This is a genomic window from Marivita sp., from assembly GCF_017643905.1.
Lineage (GTDB): Bacteria > Pseudomonadota > Alphaproteobacteria > Rhodobacterales > Rhodobacteraceae > Marivita.
Genome location: NZ_JAEPMO010000110.1, coordinates 1 through 15,720, shown reverse-complemented (window position 1 = coordinate 15,720; position 15,720 = coordinate 1). Strand labels below are relative to the sequence as shown.

The window sequence follows — 15,720 nt, the reverse complement described above, 5'->3', positions numbered from 1 at the left end:
GCTTTTTGGGGGACTCGCGTTGACGCAGTCGGTGATGATTGGTCCCAATATTGGGATGCAGGTCATGGCCCGCATGTTCCGCTGGACGCTTGGGCAATCCGTCACCTTCTTTGACAATGATTTCGCGGGACGACTTGCACAGAAGAAGATGCAGGCTTCGAATTCGCTGACCGAGATCGTTATCGAAACGGTCAACGCGGTGACTTTTGGTCTGGCCACAATCCTGGGCACAGCGTTTCTGGTAGGCGCTGTCAGCCCTTGGATGATTCTCGCACTCGCTGTCTGGTTTGCCGTCTATCTGGGATTTCTGCGGGTGATGCTCCCGATCATCCGCGCGCGGTCGGCTGCCCGTGCCGAGGCCAAAGCGCAGGTCACTGGACAGGTTGTTGATACGATCAGCAACATCAAGACCGTCAAACTCTTTGCGGGGGATCGGCACGAGGACGGAAAAGCGCTGGGCGCGATGGAACATCTGCGCGGCACTGCGCTGCGCTTTGGCGAGGCACAGACCCTGTTTCGCCTCGGTTTGATGTTCATCGCGGGGGCGCTTCCGATTGTATTGGTGGGTATGGCCATTGCCATGCGCGGCAATGGGAACGTGACCCCAGGAGACATCGCCGCCGTCGGTGCGGTCGGGATACGGTTGTCTCAGATGACTGGGTGGATCAGCTACACGATCATGGTGATCTACAGCCATGTGGGCGAAGTTGAGGACGGCATGAACACCTTGGCCCCGGCGCAGCGGATCGAGGATGTTCCAACCGCGAGCGACCTTATCGTGACAGAGGGGCACATCCGTTTTGACCACGTGTCATTCGCCTACGGACAACGCGACGGCGGGATCGAAGACGTGACGCTGGATATTGCGGCGGGTGAAAAGCTTGCCGTGGTCGGGGCGTCGGGTGCGGGTAAATCGACGCTCGTGTCGCTTTTGTTGCGGCTCTATGACACCGAAAAAGGCCGCATTACGATAGACGGACAGGACATTGCGGCTGTTACCCAAGACAGCTTGCGGCGGCAGATCGGTATGGTCACGCAGGAGACCGCGATGTTCAATCGTTCGGCGCTGGACAACATCCGGTATGGCCGCCCCGATGCAACAGAGGCCGAAGTGATCCGCGCTGCCGCGAAGGCGGAGGCGCATGAGTTCATCCTTGGGTTAGAGGATTCCCGTGGACGTCGCGGGTATGCGGTGCATTTAGGCGAGCGGGGGGTCAAACTGTCGGGAGGTCAACGACAACGCATCGCGCTTGCGCGGGCTATTCTCAAGAATGCGCCAATCCTTGTGTTGGACGAGGCAACCAGCGCGCTTGATTCTGAAGTCGAGGCACAGATCCAGTCGGCGCTCGAGCATGTGATGGAGGGTAAGACGGTTCTGGCCATCGCGCATCGTCTGTCGACGATTGCCAGCATGGACCGGATCATCGTGATGGATGCCGGGCGCATCGCCGAGACCGGTACGCATGACGCGCTACTGGCGCAGAACGGGCTTTATGCGCGGTATTGGGATCGGCAGTCCGGCGGGTTCATCGGCGCGGAGGCTGCCGAGTGAAGGCGATCGCGGATTTCATCAAACCGTTCGATCCCGCAGAGGGCCCCCCGCCGCAAGATATCTTGCCCTTCATGCGCTGGGCATTGCGGGGTGCCGAGCGGGCTATTCTCATCGCTTTTGCGATCACCTTTGTGACCGGCATGTCCGAACTTGTTGCCGCCCGCTTTACCGGTTGGGTGATCGACCAGACCGCGATTGCCGAACAGGGTTCCTTCTGGGCCACGTTCTGGCCAGTGGTCGTTGTGGGCGTTGCGTTCTTTGTGGTGATCCGACCGCTGATCTTTGTGATGGACGCGGGTGTGACCAGCATCTTGCTGGGGCCGAACCTCTATCCGATGGTTCTGGCGCGGCTCAACCAGCACACGCTGGGCCATTCCATGCAGTTCTTCGAGAACGACTTTGCTGGGCGGCTGAGTCAAAAGGCGATACAGACAGCTCGGGCGTTGACCGATCTGGTGATCGAAGTGTCCGATGTCGTGGTCTATTCGATTGCGATGTTCATCGGTGCGTTCATTCTGATGGTCACGATTGATGCGCGACTGCTTTTGATCTTCGTCGTTTGGGCAGGGTTTTATGCGGCCGCATTGAGGTATTTCATTCCCCGAGTTCAGAAACGGTCCAAGGCACGGGCCGGTGCACGCACCCACGTGACCGGACAGGTGGTGGACATTTATTCCAACATTGCGGCTGTAAAGCTTTTCGCGCGGGATGCGGACGAGGATACGGCAACACGCGGGGCGCTTGATGCCTACCGCGACCGGTCGATTGAGTTTGGCACGTTGTCGGCGGTGTTCCGCATGGTCCTGATGACCTTGGGTGGCATTCTGCCCTTGTTTGCTATTCTCGGTGCGCTTTGGCTTTGGAGCGCGGGCAGCGCCACTGCCGGCGATATCGCCATGACTGCGATGATCACCACACGCCTGTCCATGCTCACCAACCGTCTGGGCCGGGTCGCGATGTCGATCTTTACCAACATTGGCGAGGTCGAGGACGGCATCGGAACGCTGACGCCGACACATGGGATCACCGACCGCGCCTCTGCGCAGGGCAGCGCACCGAAGGGTCCAATCCATTTCGACAATGTGTCTTTCGGGTATGGCCGCGCTGCTCGGGCGCTGAACGGTTTTGACCTCACCGTTGCGGAAGGTGAGAAAGTTGCGCTTGTGGGCGCGTCCGGTGCTGGCAAATCGACGGTCGTGTCGCTTTTGTTGCGGCTCTATGACGTTGAAAAGGGGCGGATCACGGTGGGTGGAACTGATATCCGCGACGTGACCCAGATTGCGCTGCGGACGGACATTTCCGTTGTCCGGCAGGAAACTTCGATGTTCAACCGATCCGCGATGGAGAACATCCGCTACGGCAGGCCTGGTGCGTCTGACGAAGAGGTGTTCGAGGCAGCACAACGTGCCTCTGCGCATGAGTTCATTCTGGGTCTGGTCGATCACAGGGGGCGCACCGGATATGCCGCCCATCTTGGGGAGCGGGGTGTCAAGCTGTCGGGTGGGCAGAGGCAGCGCATTGCGCTTGCCCGTGCGATCCTGAAGGATGCGCCTATCCTTGTGCTGGACGAGGCGACCAGAGCGCTCGACTCAGAGGTAGAGTCCGAGATCCAGAGCGCATTGGATCACGTCATGCGCGGCAAGACGGTTCTGGCCATCGCGCATCGCCTATCCACCATCGCCAGCATGGACCGGATCGTGGTGATGGACGAGGGACGCATCGTCGAAGTCGGCACCCATGACGCGCTGCTTGCGAAGGGCGGACTCTATGCGCGCTATTGGGACAGGCAGTCAGGCGGCTTTATCGGGGCCGAGGCCGCCGAATAGCCCTCGACCAATGCGGCGCGCTGAGGCAAAAGCCGCGGCATGACAACAGTAAAGATCAAACGATTGGGCCATCTGGGCGACGGCATTTCCGACGGACCGATCTATGTGCCCGCCGCACTTCCCGGTGAGGTGGTAAGCGGCACTCTTGATGGCGAGCATCTGCGTGATCCCAAGATCGACACACCGTCGGAAAACAGGGTCAAACCACCGTGCAGCCATGCCAAGTCCTGTGGCGGATGCCAGTTGCAACATGCCTCGGATACGTTTGTGTCGGACTGGAAGCGCGATGTGGTGCGGCAGGCCTTGGCCGCGCATGGGATCGCAGTTGATCTGGAACCGCCAATTACGTCTCCTGCGAAGTCTCGTCGGAGAGCAACCTTTTCCGTCAAGCGGACAAAGAAGGGGGCCTTGGCCGGGTTTCACATGAAGGCCTCGGACACGATCATTTCGGTTCCGAATTGCCAGCTCTTGCATCCAGAACTGACTGCCGCTTTGCCGATGGTCGAAGCGCTTGGCGTTCTGGGCGCGTCCCGCAAGGGCGAATTGTCGGTACTTGTGACGCGGACGGATACCGGCCTCGATGTCACGGTAACTGGCGGCAAGGAAATGGATGTTTCGTTGCATCAGGCGCTGTCCGATCTCGCGCGGGACTACGATCTAGCCCGTATCGCGTGGGACGATGACATCGCGTTGCAACGGCGCGCGCCTGTTTTGCGTCTTGGTCCGGCAGACCTGACGCCGCCTCCGGGCGCGTTTCTGCAAGCCACGGGCGAGGGCGAAGCGGCGCTGATCGACGCGGTCAAACAGGCTCTCACAGGGGCAAAACGGGTGGCTGACCTGTTTGCCGGCTGTGGGACATTTGCGCTGCCACTGGCACAGGATGCGATGGTTCACGCGGTCGAAGGCGACCGTGACATGACCAATGCGCTGGACCATGCGTGGCGCAATGCCGAAGGGCTAAAGCGGATCACCCACGAGGTGCGGGACCTGTTCCGCAACCCGCTGCAGCCAGAGGAATTGGCCAAATGCGATGGCGTGGTCATCGACCCGCCGCGGGCAGGGGCTGCGGCACAGGTTGCAGAACTTGCGCGGGCTTCGGTTCCGCGCATTGCCCATGTTTCGTGCAATCCGGCGACATTTGCGCGGGATACCGCCACGCTGATCCGCGCTGGATACGATGTTGAGTGGATCAGGGTGGTTGATCAATTCCGGTGGTCGACCCATGTGGAACTGGTGGCGCTTCTGCGCCGAAATAACTGACGAGGCAGGGCAATGCGGGACAAGGTGGCAGCGTTTCTTGAACAGGCCTGGGTGACGAATTTCATCATCGGCGTGATCCTGTTCAATGCTGTTTTGCTGGGATTGGAGACGTCGGATGCGGTCATGGCAGCCGCGGGTCCAGTGATTCTCGCGCTCGATAGCTTGTGTCTGGCGATCTTCGTGCTCGAAATTGCGCTCAAGCTTTATGCTCATGGGCTTCGGTTCTTCAAAAGCGGCTGGAACATCTTTGATTTCGTGATCGTCGGGATTGCGCTTGTTCCGGCAACGCAGGGGTTCTCGGTCCTGCGGGCGCTGCGGATTCTGCGGGTGTTGCGGGTGATTTCAGCCACACCGCGTCTGCGCCGCGTGGTCGAAGGGTTCATCACGGCATTGCCCGGCATGGGTAGTGTGTTTCTCTTGATGGCGCTGATCTTTTACATCGGCGCGGTGATGGCCACCAAGTTGTTCAGCGACGCTTTTCCCGAATGGTTCGGCGATCTGGGCAGATCGGCCTATTCGCTGTTCCAGATCATGACGTTGGAATCATGGTCCATGGGGATCGTGCGCCCCGTCATGGAGGTGTTCCCCTGGGCCTGGGCATTCTTTGTGCCGTTTATCATGGTTACAACCTTTGCGGTTGTGAACCTTCTTGTGGGTCTGATCGTGAATTCGATGCAGGATGCCCATGCCGAAGAGTCGAACGAAAAGACAGACGCCTATCGTGACCAGGTTCTGGCCCGACTGGAAGCCATCGAAAAGCGGCTGGATCAGCGGTAATTTGCCTGCCCGCGCTCACGGTTTCGTTTTACCGATGGTTGAACAGTCTGGTACACTGTCCAAAAAACAAATCGGGCAGTGTAACCAATGTTGCGACTCTTCTGTTTCTTGGCACTTCTTCTGGGTGTGACCGCCTGTGGGAAGTTTCCAACCTATACCGGCCCGGAAGTGACCCGGATCGTTGTGCAAAAGGCGGATCGCAAGATGTACCTCTTGCATCACAACGCGGTGCTGAAAACCTATGACATCGGCCTTGGTTTTGCGCCCGAGGGGCACAAGCAAGTGGAAGGCGATGGCAAAACGCCCGAAGGCGAATACATGATTGATCGCCGCAATCCGAACAGCAATTTTTACCTGTCGATCGGTATCGACTACCCGCGTCAACACGACATTGATTACGCGCGCAGCATCGGAAAATCGCCCGGCGGAGACATCTTTATTCACGGGCGGCCGTGGAAGAACCGTAAGGGTGGGCGCGATTGGACATGGGGCTGCATCGCGGTGACAAACCGGGAAATGCGCGAGATTTACTCGATGGTGAGAGACGGTACGCCCATCAACATCAACCCCTAGAAAATCAAGAGGTTAGTTGTTCAGCTGGGAATGTTGACAGGGGTAAACCCGGTTTCATTCGGGGCGCCGAGCACAAGGTTCCACCAGATTTTACCGTTCTCTTCCTGGAACCACGAAAAGCCCAATTCGCGTGCAGATGGGTCAAGGATAACCGTGCGTGTGTTTGGTGCTTCCATCCACGCGCCCAGAGTTTCCAGTTCCGTCTCGTAGGTTTCCGAGATCGCTTCTCCGACCAAACGCCCCGAATACCCGGCACGCTGGATGCGTGTGATGGGCGAAGACCCGTCTGAACCGAAGTGCCAAGGGCGATTCTGCACGCTCATGTCGCGTGCATGGGTGGCTGCGGCCGCGTTTAGCTGCGCGTTCAGTTCCAGCGCAGGGGCACCGGATGCCTGACGCAGCGCGTTGATCGCGTCCAGCATGCGGAACTGGATACGTCCCGTGTCAGTGGCCCGGATGCGATAAACCTTGGGAAGGGGCTTGCCATCCGCACCAAGCGTCGGCCGGGGCGGTGCGCCTGCGCAGGCAGATAATGCCAAAGCTGCTGCACCCAAAAGAAATGTCGAACGCTTCATGATCAGCCCCAAGTTTGGTCGTATCCGGGCTTATCCTCTGTCTTGGGTGGGAGCAAACACACAAAGCCGAGATTTGCCGATATGACATTCCTTTGAATTGCGACTGAGGCATTCACGCAATATAAATGTCAGGTAGCTTTCATATTTTTTGCAGACGAAGAGGCCATGAAATGGCAAATAATCCGCGTTTTCCCGTAAACAGACGCAGTTTCCTGGCAGGAACGGCCGCGCTTGTCGCGTCGCCTGCCTTGGCGCAGAACGTGAACGATGGCTCCACCGTCGAGATGGAGCGCGATCTGTCGCAGGTCGTCCGCCGCAACATTTCGAGTTTCCGCACGCTCGACTGGCGCCCCTATTTCACGAACCTGACCAACGGCGCCATCCTCGTGGATATCGATTCGCGGGCGCTTCACTACTGGGAAGAGAACGGAAATTACCGCCTGTACCCGTCTTCCGTGCCATTGACCGAAGACCTGACACGTCGTGGTCGTACGCAAGTGACGCTAAAGGATCCAGAGCCTGATTGGCGCCCGACTCCGTCGATGAAAATCCGCAATCCGGAATGGCCCGATTACGTGCCTCCGGGTCCAGATAACCCCCTTGGGACACGCGCTTTGCATCTAAGCTGGACGTATTATCGCATTCACGGGACCCATGACACGCGCAAGATCGGGCGTCGATCTTCGAACGGATGCATCGGTCTTTACAACGAGCATATCGAAGAACTTTACGAACTGGCGAATGTTGGCACGCAGGTGTTGCTAATTTGACGACATAGCGGCGGAGCGGGAAAGTCGTGCGATAAGATAGGTTTGCATTTGGCACGATATACTGGTTAGAGAGTCTTACGAGGTAAGTCTTGGGTGCCTGTCGTGTGATGCTATTGCGCGCCGACATGCAAATATCTGGAGGTTAACATGAAGAAACTCGTTCTCGCCGCCGCGTTCGCTGGTGCTGCTTCGACAGCAATGGCCGGTTCTTACGCAAAAGACGACGTGATGATGGAGCCGGTCGTTGTGGTTGAAGAAGCCGCAGCAAGCTCCTCGTCCGCAGCCATCATCATCCCGCTGGTGCTGATCGCACTGCTGGCTGCTGCTGCTGCTGACTAATCCACGGCGGATTGGACTAACGAAAAAGGCGGTGCCAATGCACCGCCTTTTTTGTTTCTGACGGTGGCACAGGCACGGTCAATCGAGCCAGCCGTTGAGGTTCTCTTCGATCACCGCCGACAGCGCTGCGATGTGCGCGTCGTCATCGTTGAGGCAGGGAATGTAGGTGAAATGCTCACCACCGGCCTCTTCAAAGCTTTCCTTGATCTCTTCGTTGATCTCTTCCAGCGTTTCGATGCAATCGGCTGAAAACGCAGGCGCGCAGACCGCAATGTTCTTTTTGCCGTCTTCCTCGGCAAGGCGCGCGACCTCTTCCACGGTATAGGGCTTGAGCCATTCTTCGGGGCCGAATTTCGACTGGAAGGTCGTCATGATCTCGGAGTCTTCCCAGCCCAGCCGCTCTTTCAAAAGGCGCGTCGTTTTCTGGCACTGACAATGGTAGGGGTCGCCTTCCATCAGGTAGCGCTTTGGCACGCCGTGATATGAGCAGACGAGGATATCGGGGCGTTTCTCGAGCTTGGCATAGGCGCGTTCGATGGATTGCGCCAAAGCTTCTATATACATCGGATGCTGGTAATAGGGATCGACGGTCCGCACCGTGGGTTGCCACTTTTCATCCATCAGCGCGCGAAAGAACTGGTCATTCGCGGTCGCAGATGTGGCCCCCGCGTAATGCGGGTACAGCGGGAAGAACAGGATCTTGCGGCAACCGGCCTCGACCATTGCGCGGACTTTGGATTTGGTCGACGGGTTGCCATAACGCATGCAGAAATCGACCATGACCTGATCGCCATACCTGTCCTGCATCGCCTTGGTGATCTTGGCGGTCTGATCCTTCGTGATCGTCATCAGCGGACTTTCGCCCTGATCTTCGTTCCAGATCGACTTATATGCCTCACCCGAGCTGAAGGGACGTTTGGTGAGGATGATCAACTGCAACAGCGGCTGCCAGAGCCAGGGGCTGTAGTCGATGACGCGGCGGTCCGAAAGAAACTCGTTCAGGTAGCGGCGCATTGGCCAGTACGTGTAGTGGTCCGGTGTGCCAAGATTGGCCAGAAGCACGCCAACCCGCGCTGCCGATACTTTCGGGTGATCGGTCGGGGCGTGAATCGGGCGTTGAGCTGTTTTCGTTGCGTCCAACATCGGGCCGGCATCCTATTCTTCGTTTAGCGGGCTAACTAACCTCTATCTGGGTCAGGTCAATCTTTGAGCGGTGTTTCGGCCGTGTTGAGCACGTCCGCGAGCCTTTGGACGGCAGATCCGGGGCGCAATGGCTGCGGTTGCGACGAATCGGGCGCCCATCCTGTGAGAGTGATCAGCTCAAAGGTTGCAATAATCCTGCCAGTTTCGTCGGCATATGCGTCTGCATACAGTTCCATCGCGCGCTGAATGACCGACCGGCGGGTCGACATCCTGATCCGCGTGGACAAGGCATTTGTTTCCCCCATGGCACGCAGGTCGTGCATCAGATGCAGCGGCGTTGCATAGCTTGTCTTGAGCACGGCGCTGTCGGCCACTGGCAACGCCAAGCCAGCGCGTTGCAGGAGAGCGCCCAGATCGCGGATTTCACCCATCGGCGCAATCCGCGGAGACAGTCCTCCGGTCACCTCGATCTCGGCTTGTCCCAGGGCGGCGCGCAATTCGTGCAGAGTCTGACCGCCAAGCGCCACGACCAAGAGCAAACCGTCGGGCTTCAACGCGCGGCGACACTGGATCAGCTGCCCCACAGGATCGTTCGCCCAATGGAGCGCCATGGCGTGCACGATCAGGTCATGGGTGTTTTCGGTCAGGTCCAAAATGTCATCGTCGGGCACGATGCGGGCTGTTTGCCAGTGGGGCTGCCAGATTTCGGGGAAAGGGGCCACAATGGCCGGAGCCGTAAAGGACTTGTTAACCAAAGCGATGCGATCCTGCACGTCGGCCAATGCCTCTTCATGCAGGAACACCGCTGGATTGAACCGGGCGCGGTTGCGGTGCTTGGCCAGGGCAAGCCGATCAAAAAGGACAGGGGTTACGGACATGAGCGGCAGATAGGATGCTGCGGGCAGGATTGCAAACGGCGCTGCGCATGATTTACCCGCCGCAATGCCTTGGATGTGGTGGCCTTGTGGCTCAGGACAACGGAATTTGCGCCGCCTGTTTTGCCGAGACACCGTTCATCACCGGGCTCGTCTGCGATCTGTGTGGCATCGCCCTCCCCGGCCAATCGGATATTGCTGTGCATTGCGACGATTGTCTGTCTATAGGCCGCCCTTGGACGCGAGGACGCGCTCCTTTGCGATACGAAGGCTTGGCGCGCAGGCTTGTGCTTGGACTCAAACATGGAGACCGGCATGAAATCGTCGACATGGCGGCAGATTGGATGGTTGCGGCGTGCCCGCCTGACATGCCGAAAGACACGCTTGTCATGCCTGTTCCTCTGCATCTTTTTCGCCTGCTTTCGCGACGCTACAACCAGTCCGCGCTGTTGGCTCAAGCGGTTGCAAAACGGCTGGAGCTTGAATTTAATCCGACTGTATTGCTGCGAACCCGGCGCACGGCATCGCTTGATGGCAAGTCGCGCGATGCGCGTTTTGCGGAAGTGTCCGATGCAATCTCGATCTACACGAAATACGCGCAAAGCCTGCAGGGACGCCCGATCCTGCTTATTGATGACGTGATGACCTCAGGTGCAACGCTGGCTGCCTGTGCTACCGCCTGTCAAAGCGCACAGTGCAGAGAGATTTATGTCACGGTTCTGGCGCGCGTTGCAAAGGCGGCTTAAATCCCTGACAGTCAGTCAAGGGGATACGACATGCCACAGATCGAAATCTACACCTCGCCGCTCTGCGGATTCTGCCACGCCGCAAAATGTCTGCTGACCCAGAAGGGCGCGACGTTCACCGAAATCGATGTGCTGGCCAACCCGGACCGCAAGCCCGAGATGATCCAGCGCGCCAATGGCGGGCGGACTGTGCCGCAGATCTTCATCGGCGACACCCATGTCGGCGGGTGTGATGACCTTTACGCCTTGGACCGCGCGGGCAAGCTTGATCCGCTTCTGGCGGCCTGATCGTCATGCGCGCGGCTTTGCTTCAACTGACCTCGTCGGATGATCCCGTGGCCAATCTAGGGGTCACTTCGGGGTTGGTACGAGAGGCAGCCGCCGAGGGCGCAAGTTTCATTCTTACCCCCGAAGTCACCAACTGTATCAGCAACAGCCGCAGTCATCAGCGCAGCGTGCTTGTCGGTCAGGATGAGGACCCGACGCTGGCAGGACTGCGGGACGAAGCGGTACGTTTAGGTGTCTGGATTCTCATCGGTTCTTTGGCGCTCAGGGCAGAACCGCCTGAAGAGCGGTTCGCGAACCGGTCCTTCCTGATCGCTCCCGATGGATCGATTGCGGCGCAGTACGACAAGCTGCACATGTTCGATGTGCAGGTGACCGAAACCGAGACATTCCGGGAATCCGCCGGGTTCGCGCCCGGCAACCGCGCCGTTCTGGCAGAAACACCCTTTGGAAATGTTGGCCTGACCGTCTGCTATGACGTGCGCTTTCCCTATCTGCATCGTGCCTTGGCGCAAGCAGGAGCTGACATCCTGACGGTGCCCGCTGCGTTTTCGCCGGCAACCGGACCGATGCATTGGGAACCGCTCCTTCGCGCCCGTGCCATTGAGACCGGCTGTTACGTTCTGGCCCCGGCACAGGTTGGGCAGCACGCAGTCAGCACAGGCAAACCGCGCACAACACATGGGCATTCCCTTGTCGTATCGCCGTGGGGTGAGGTCTTATTGGATGCCGGTCAGCAACCGGGGGTGCATCTTGTTGACCTCGATATGTCGCACGTGGCACAAGCGCGACATAAAGTTCCGTCTTTACAGCATGATAGAGAATTCGCTGGCCCTTGATGACTGACAGCAGTCCCCTTGCCATTTCGCTTTTCAGCGAATTGCTGACCGCAGATCAATTGCTGCGGAACCGCCTGACGCGCGTGTTGCCGAACAAGATGGAGATCTCGCATTTCTCGGTTCTGAACCAATTGGCGCGGGGCGGGTCCGAAAAGACACCAGCACAACTGGCTAAGGCGTTTCACGTCACCCGTGGCGCAATGACGAACACCCTGAGCAAGCTTGAGGTGTCAGGATATGTGCATATTCGGCCCGATTGGGACGATGCGCGTCGCAAGCAGGTTTCGATCAGCCCCGCCGGTCTTGCAGCGAGGGATGCCGCGATTGCGGCAATCACGCCGTTGATCAACGAGATGGTTCAGGAGTTGGGCGAGACCAAGGTTCGCGCGGCGATCCCTGTTCTTAGGGAGTTGCGGGTGAAGCTGGAAGAGCCTGACAGCCGGGGGTGATCCCTGCTCAGATCAGGCTGGTTTCACCGCTGCGGTCACATAGTTCACGCTCAGGTCGCGGTCAGACAGGCTCCATTTCCATGACACGGGGTTGAACTGGAACCCCTTGCGATCCACCGGATCAAGACCCGCCTGCCGCAGCAGCCCATACAATTCGTCCGGAGTGATGAACTTCGCCCAATCATGGGTGCCCTTTGGCAGCCATCGCATGATAAATTCCGCGCCGACAATGGCGGCTGCAAAGCTTTTTGCGTTGCGATTGATCGTTGAGCACAGGTGCAATCCACCCGGTTTCAACAGGCGCTGACAGGCTGACAGAAAGCCAAGCGGATCGGCCACGTGTTCGATCACTTCCATGCTCAGAACGACATCAAATTGTTCGCCCGCATCAGCCATCGCTTCGGCGGTGGTGTGACGATAGTCGATCTCCAACCCGGATTGCCGTGCATGGGCCTGCGCCACCGGAATGTTGCTACCGCCGGCATCCACTCCGACAACCGACGCACCAAGACGCGCCATCGGTTCGCATAGAAGCCCTCCGCCGCAGCCAATGTCGAGAAGGCGAAGGCCAGTGAAAGGGGATTTCTGCGAGAAATCGCGATCAAATTCGGCTGCGATCTGCGCCGTCAGGTAATCAAGCCGCACAGGATTCATCATGTGGAGTGGCTTGAACTTGCCTTCTGGATCCCACCATTCGGCGGCCATCGCCTCGAACTTGGCAATTTCAGATGGATCGACGGTTGTCGTGGCGGTCACAAGACTTTTCCCCATGGTCTTTTGGTATTTGCTGCCAATATAGATTGGGTATGGATAAATTCCCGAGCCAAAAGCGCGCAGTGCAGTACCTTTATCCCCCCATCGACCCCTATGACCAGCGCATGCTGTCTGTGGGCGATGGGCACAGTGTCTATGTCGAACAATGTGGGGCGGAAAACGGGATTCCGGTGATCGTGCTGCATGGCGGGCCGGGCGGTGGATGCAGCCCTTCGATGCGGCGCTATTTCGATCCCAAGGTGTTTCGGGTTGTCCTGTTCGATCAGCGTGGCTGCGGCCGGTCGCGGCCACATGCCAGCGTGAACAATAACACGACGTGGGATCTGGTCGCCGATATCGAATTGATCCGCAAAACGCTCGGGATCGAGCAGTTCATCGTGTTTGGCGGCAGTTGGGGAGCCACGCTTGCGCTGATCTATGGCATCAGCCACCCGGATCGCGTGCGTCAGCTCGTGCTCCGTGGCGTTTTCACCATGACCAAGGCCGAGCTGGACTGGTTTTATGGCGGGGGTGCCGGGCAGTTTTGGCCGGAAACCTGGGCCCGATTCGTCGACATGATCCCGGAAGACGAACGAGACGATCTGATTGCGGCTTACCATCGACGCCTCTTCTGTGGTGATCTTCGGACAGAGACCCGGTTTGCGCGGGCGTGGTCTGCCTGGGAGAACGCTTTGGCGTCGGTCTATTCCAGCGGTTCGGGGGGTGAGTCGCCCGGTGACTATGCACGGGCCTTTGCGCGACTCGAAAACCATTATTTCATCAACAACGGCTTCCTTGAGGAAGACGGCTGGATTCTGAACAACATGGACCGCCTGTCAGGCATTCCGGGAGCCATCGTTCAGGGCCGTTATGACATGATCTGTCCGCCGGTTCGTGCCTGGGAGTTGGCACGGGCTTGGCCTGAGTGTGACCTCCGGATGGTGCGCAATGCAGGTCATGCCCTGTCCGAACCCGGTATCAGTGCCGAGTTGGTTCGCATTATGGAGGGAATCTCAACATCTTAGCGCTTGATCGTTATTTGATGTTTACACGTGGCCCCCGGTTGTTAACGTATGCAAACGACGGGAACCAAGGTTAAGCCACAAGTTGCACTCTGTTCTACGCATCATTCTTCAGCGGCTTGCGCTCGGGTTGCTTACGCTCTTCGTCGTATCCATCGTCATTTTCACAGCCGTCAACATGCTTCCGGGTGACTTTGCGCAGGCCATTCTAGGGCAAGGCGCCACGCCCGATGCGGTAGAGGCGATCCGTCGTGACCTTGGCCTCGATCAGCCGCCGATCACGCGCTATTTCCAATGGCTTGGCAGCGCAGTTCAAGGCGATCTGGGGAATTCCTTTGCGCAGGCGAACTTTGCGAGCTTTGTTGGCGCGGACAGCGGCGTGCGCACGACAGTGGCGCAGCAGATCGCGCCGCGCTTTGCCAACACGATGTTCCTTGCCGCGGTCACGGCTTGCATCGCTGTTCCGGTGTCATTGGTTCTTGGCATTCTGGCCGCGTTGTTTCGGAATTCCGTGTTTGACCGTGCCACCAACATCACAACTTTGACCTCGATTTCATCTCCCGAGTTCTTTTTGGCCTATGTGCTGATCCTGTTCCTCGCGGTGCTGAACCCGGTCCTTCCATCGCTGTCCAACATCTTCGAGGGCATGTCATTTGGCGAGCGGTTGGAAAAAACGCTGCTGCCCGCGCTGACGCTCACTCTCGTCGTCACGGCGCATATGATGCGGATGACGCGCGCCGCGATCATCAACCTTCTCGCGTCCCCCTACATCGAAATGGCGCGGCTCAAGGGCATGTCGCCGATGCGGGTGATCGTGAAGCATGCGTTACCGAACGCGCTTGCCCCGATCATCAACGTGGTGGCGTTGAACCTGGCGTACCTGATCACAGGTGTGGTCGTTGTCGAGGTTGTCTTTGTCTATCCCGGTATTGGTCAGCTGTTTGTGGACAGCGTGAAGATCCGTGACATTCCCGTGGTACAGGCCTGCTGCTTGATATTTGCCGCCGCCTACATCCTGTTGAACCTGACAGCGGACATCATGTCGATCCTGTCCAACCCGCGTCTGAGGCATCCGAAATGAGCACGCTGCTGACATTGGCCCTGATCCTGTTGGGCGTCGCGGCGGGCGGCTGGGTTCTGCGATTTGCGGGGCAAAAGGCCACTGGGAATTCACCGACTTTCCGGGACATGCCTCTTGCGGTTGCTTTCGGCTATGTGCTTGCTGCGTGCCTTTTGGTGTTTTCCGTCTGGTACTTCTTTCAGCCGACCCAGAACGAGGCTGGAATTCCGAATGCCGGTGTCGTGTTCTTCAGATGGGCGGTTCAGTTCTTTATCGTCTCCGCGATTGCGGCCTACGTCTTCCGCGTTCTGGGGCGGACCGTGGGCACACGTGGCAGCAAGAAGCTGTTCCGGCAGATGCCGTTGACCGCCAGCTTTGGTGTGCTGGTGGTCATCCTCTATGCCTTCACCGCGATTTTCGCTGCGTGGTTGGCCCCGCATGGGCAAGAGGCTGTGTTTGCCAAGGTGAACGTTCTGCCAGGAGGGAATGCTGCCACGGGGGGTGATCCGCTGTTTCCGCTGGGCACGGACCAGATCGGGCGTGATCTTCTAAGCCGGTTGATCTATGGTGCGCAGAACACGGTGGGCATTGCGTTTGTCACAACGTGCCTCGCGTTCTTCATCGGCGGAACGCTCGGCTTCTTGGCTGCAACGCTGCAAGGCTGGCTGGATCAGATCCTCAGCCGGACCGTGGACGTTCTGATGGCGATCCCTTCGCTGATCTTTGCGCTACTTCTCATGACGATCGCCAGTGCTTGGGCCGGGTCAGAGCGGTGGCTGCTGACGGTTTACATGATCCTCATCATCGCGTTGATCGACAGCACACGTGTTTTCCGATTGGCGCGTGCGGTGGGTCTGAACATCGTGGTCATGGACT

The 15,720-nt window shown here is 58.4% G+C and carries 18 protein-coding genes; 14 read left to right on the top strand and 4 right to left on the bottom strand.

Going from position 1 to position 15,720, the window contains the following annotated elements; translation table 11 throughout:
* The 5 genes from JJ869_RS16595 to JJ869_RS16575 all read left to right on the top strand — a co-directional run.
* The coding region (locus tag JJ869_RS16595) for an ABC transporter ATP-binding protein (RefSeq protein ID WP_292268718.1) at positions 1-1,552 on the top strand (1,552 nt) is incomplete at its 5' end.
* Complete coding sequence (locus JJ869_RS16590; RefSeq protein WP_292268717.1) at positions 1,549-3,378, top strand: ABC transporter ATP-binding protein; 1,830 nt, start codon at positions 1,549-1,551, stop codon at positions 3,376-3,378. The genes JJ869_RS16595 and JJ869_RS16590, both read left to right, overlap by 4 nt.
* Positions 3,379-3,417: 39 nt before the next feature.
* Positions 3,418-4,638, top strand: a complete 1,221-nt coding sequence (locus tag JJ869_RS16585; RefSeq protein WP_292268716.1) for a class I SAM-dependent RNA methyltransferase — start codon at positions 3,418-3,420, stop codon at positions 4,636-4,638.
* Between the two features lie 12 nt (positions 4,639-4,650).
* On the top strand, positions 4,651-5,415 hold the full coding sequence (locus JJ869_RS16580) for an ion transporter (protein WP_292268715.1): 765 nt from the start codon (positions 4,651-4,653) through the stop codon (positions 5,413-5,415).
* A gap of 87 nt (positions 5,416-5,502) precedes the next feature.
* Entirely contained in the window at positions 5,503-5,988 is a 486-nt protein-coding gene (locus JJ869_RS16575; protein ID WP_292268713.1) for a L,D-transpeptidase family protein, read from the top strand.
* 20 nt (positions 5,989-6,008) lie between these two features.
* Here JJ869_RS16575 and JJ869_RS16570 read toward each other — a convergent pair whose 3' ends face one another.
* Positions 6,009-6,563 (bottom strand): CAP domain-containing protein, encoded by a 555-nt coding sequence (locus JJ869_RS16570; RefSeq protein WP_292268711.1) that lies wholly within the window; start codon positions 6,561-6,563, stop codon positions 6,009-6,011.
* 170 nt (positions 6,564-6,733) lie between these two features.
* Between JJ869_RS16570 and JJ869_RS16565 the strand changes: the two genes are divergently transcribed.
* Together JJ869_RS16565 and JJ869_RS16560 are read left to right on the top strand one after the other, a co-directional pair.
* On the top strand, positions 6,734-7,333 hold the full coding sequence (locus JJ869_RS16565; RefSeq protein WP_292268709.1) for a L,D-transpeptidase family protein: 600 nt from the start codon (positions 6,734-6,736) through the stop codon (positions 7,331-7,333).
* A gap of 147 nt (positions 7,334-7,480) precedes the next feature.
* A complete protein-coding gene (locus JJ869_RS16560) occupies positions 7,481-7,672 on the top strand; it encodes a ferrochelatase (RefSeq protein ID WP_292268708.1) in 192 nt (63 codons plus the stop codon).
* Between the two features lie 78 nt (positions 7,673-7,750).
* Here the strand turns inward: JJ869_RS16560 and hemH are convergent, their stop codons facing one another.
* A complete protein-coding gene (gene hemH, locus JJ869_RS16555; protein ID WP_292268707.1) occupies positions 7,751-8,815 on the bottom strand; it encodes a ferrochelatase in 1,065 nt (354 codons plus the stop codon).
* Between the two features lie 56 nt (positions 8,816-8,871).
* Positions 8,872-9,693, bottom strand: coding sequence for a methyltransferase domain-containing protein (locus JJ869_RS16550; protein ID WP_292268705.1), 822 nt, complete (start codon positions 9,691-9,693; stop codon positions 8,872-8,874).
* A 47-nt stretch (positions 9,694-9,740) separates the two neighbouring features.
* On the opposite strand from JJ869_RS16550, the gene JJ869_RS16545 reads away from it, so the two are divergent.
* The 4 genes from JJ869_RS16545 to JJ869_RS16530 are packed head-to-tail and all read left to right on the top strand — an operon-like array spanning position 9,741 to position 12,009.
* A complete protein-coding gene (locus JJ869_RS16545) occupies positions 9,741-10,436 on the top strand; it encodes a double zinc ribbon domain-containing protein (protein ID WP_292268704.1) in 696 nt (231 codons plus the stop codon).
* Between the two features lie 30 nt (positions 10,437-10,466).
* Positions 10,467-10,724 carry a glutaredoxin 3 gene (grxC, locus tag JJ869_RS16540; protein ID WP_292268702.1) on the top strand — a complete coding sequence of 86 codons (258 nt, stop codon included), beginning with the start codon at positions 10,467-10,469 and terminating at the stop codon, positions 10,722-10,724.
* Positions 10,725-10,729: 5 nt separating this feature from the next.
* Positions 10,730-11,560 carry a carbon-nitrogen hydrolase family protein gene (locus JJ869_RS16535; protein ID WP_292268701.1) on the top strand — a complete coding sequence of 277 codons (831 nt, stop codon included), beginning with the start codon at positions 10,730-10,732 and terminating at the stop codon, positions 11,558-11,560.
* Entirely contained in the window at positions 11,560-12,009 is a 450-nt protein-coding gene (locus tag JJ869_RS16530; protein WP_292268700.1) for a MarR family transcriptional regulator, read from the top strand. Before JJ869_RS16535 ends, JJ869_RS16530 begins: the two co-directional genes overlap by 1 nt.
* A 12-nt stretch (positions 12,010-12,021) precedes the next feature.
* Here the strand turns inward: JJ869_RS16530 and ubiG are convergent, their stop codons facing one another.
* On the bottom strand, positions 12,022-12,780 hold the full coding sequence (ubiG, locus tag JJ869_RS16525) for a bifunctional 2-polyprenyl-6-hydroxyphenol methylase/3-demethylubiquinol 3-O-methyltransferase UbiG (RefSeq protein ID WP_292268699.1): 759 nt from the start codon (positions 12,778-12,780) through the stop codon (positions 12,022-12,024).
* Positions 12,781-12,815: 35 nt separating this feature from the next.
* Here ubiG and pip point away from each other — a divergent pair, with 35 nt between their 5' ends.
* From pip to JJ869_RS16510, 3 genes are all read left to right on the top strand, one after another.
* Complete coding sequence (gene pip, locus JJ869_RS16520) at positions 12,816-13,787, top strand: prolyl aminopeptidase (RefSeq protein ID WP_292268696.1); 972 nt, start codon at positions 12,816-12,818, stop codon at positions 13,785-13,787.
* Positions 13,788-13,869: 82 nt separating this feature from the next.
* Positions 13,870-14,865, top strand: coding sequence for an ABC transporter permease (locus JJ869_RS16515; protein WP_292268694.1), 996 nt, complete (start codon positions 13,870-13,872; stop codon positions 14,863-14,865).
* A partial coding sequence (locus tag JJ869_RS16510) for an ABC transporter permease subunit (RefSeq protein WP_292268692.1) occupies positions 14,862-15,720 on the top strand: 859 nt, incomplete at its 3' end. The genes JJ869_RS16515 and JJ869_RS16510, both read left to right, overlap by 4 nt.

Coding starts and splice junctions, on each gene's coding strand:
- JJ869_RS16585 (WP_292268716.1), top strand. CDS start 3,418: ATGACAACAGTAAAGATCAAACGATTGGGCCATCTGGGCGACGGCATT.
- JJ869_RS16580 (WP_292268715.1), top strand. CDS start 4,651: ATGCGGGACAAGGTGGCAGCGTTTCTTGAACAGGCCTGGGTGACGAAT.
- JJ869_RS16575 (WP_292268713.1), top strand. CDS start 5,503: ATGTTGCGACTCTTCTGTTTCTTGGCACTTCTTCTGGGTGTGACCGCC.
- JJ869_RS16570 (WP_292268711.1), bottom strand. CDS start 6,563: ATGAAGCGTTCGACATTTCTTTTGGGTGCAGCAGCTTTGGCATTATCT.
- JJ869_RS16565 (WP_292268709.1), top strand. CDS start 6,734: ATGGCAAATAATCCGCGTTTTCCCGTAAACAGACGCAGTTTCCTGGCA.
- JJ869_RS16560 (WP_292268708.1), top strand. CDS start 7,481: ATGAAGAAACTCGTTCTCGCCGCCGCGTTCGCTGGTGCTGCTTCGACA.
- hemH (WP_292268707.1), bottom strand. CDS start 8,815: ATGTTGGACGCAACGAAAACAGCTCAACGCCCGATTCACGCCCCGACC.
- JJ869_RS16550 (WP_292268705.1), bottom strand. CDS start 9,693: ATGTCCGTAACCCCTGTCCTTTTTGATCGGCTTGCCCTGGCCAAGCAC.
- JJ869_RS16545 (WP_292268704.1), top strand. CDS start 9,741: ATGATTTACCCGCCGCAATGCCTTGGATGTGGTGGCCTTGTGGCTCAG.
- grxC (WP_292268702.1), top strand. CDS start 10,467: ATGCCACAGATCGAAATCTACACCTCGCCGCTCTGCGGATTCTGCCAC.
- JJ869_RS16535 (WP_292268701.1), top strand. CDS start 10,730: ATGCGCGCGGCTTTGCTTCAACTGACCTCGTCGGATGATCCCGTGGCC.
- JJ869_RS16530 (WP_292268700.1), top strand. CDS start 11,560: ATGACTGACAGCAGTCCCCTTGCCATTTCGCTTTTCAGCGAATTGCTG.
- ubiG (WP_292268699.1), bottom strand. CDS start 12,780: ATGGGGAAAAGTCTTGTGACCGCCACGACAACCGTCGATCCATCTGAA.
- pip (WP_292268696.1), top strand. CDS start 12,816: ATGGATAAATTCCCGAGCCAAAAGCGCGCAGTGCAGTACCTTTATCCC.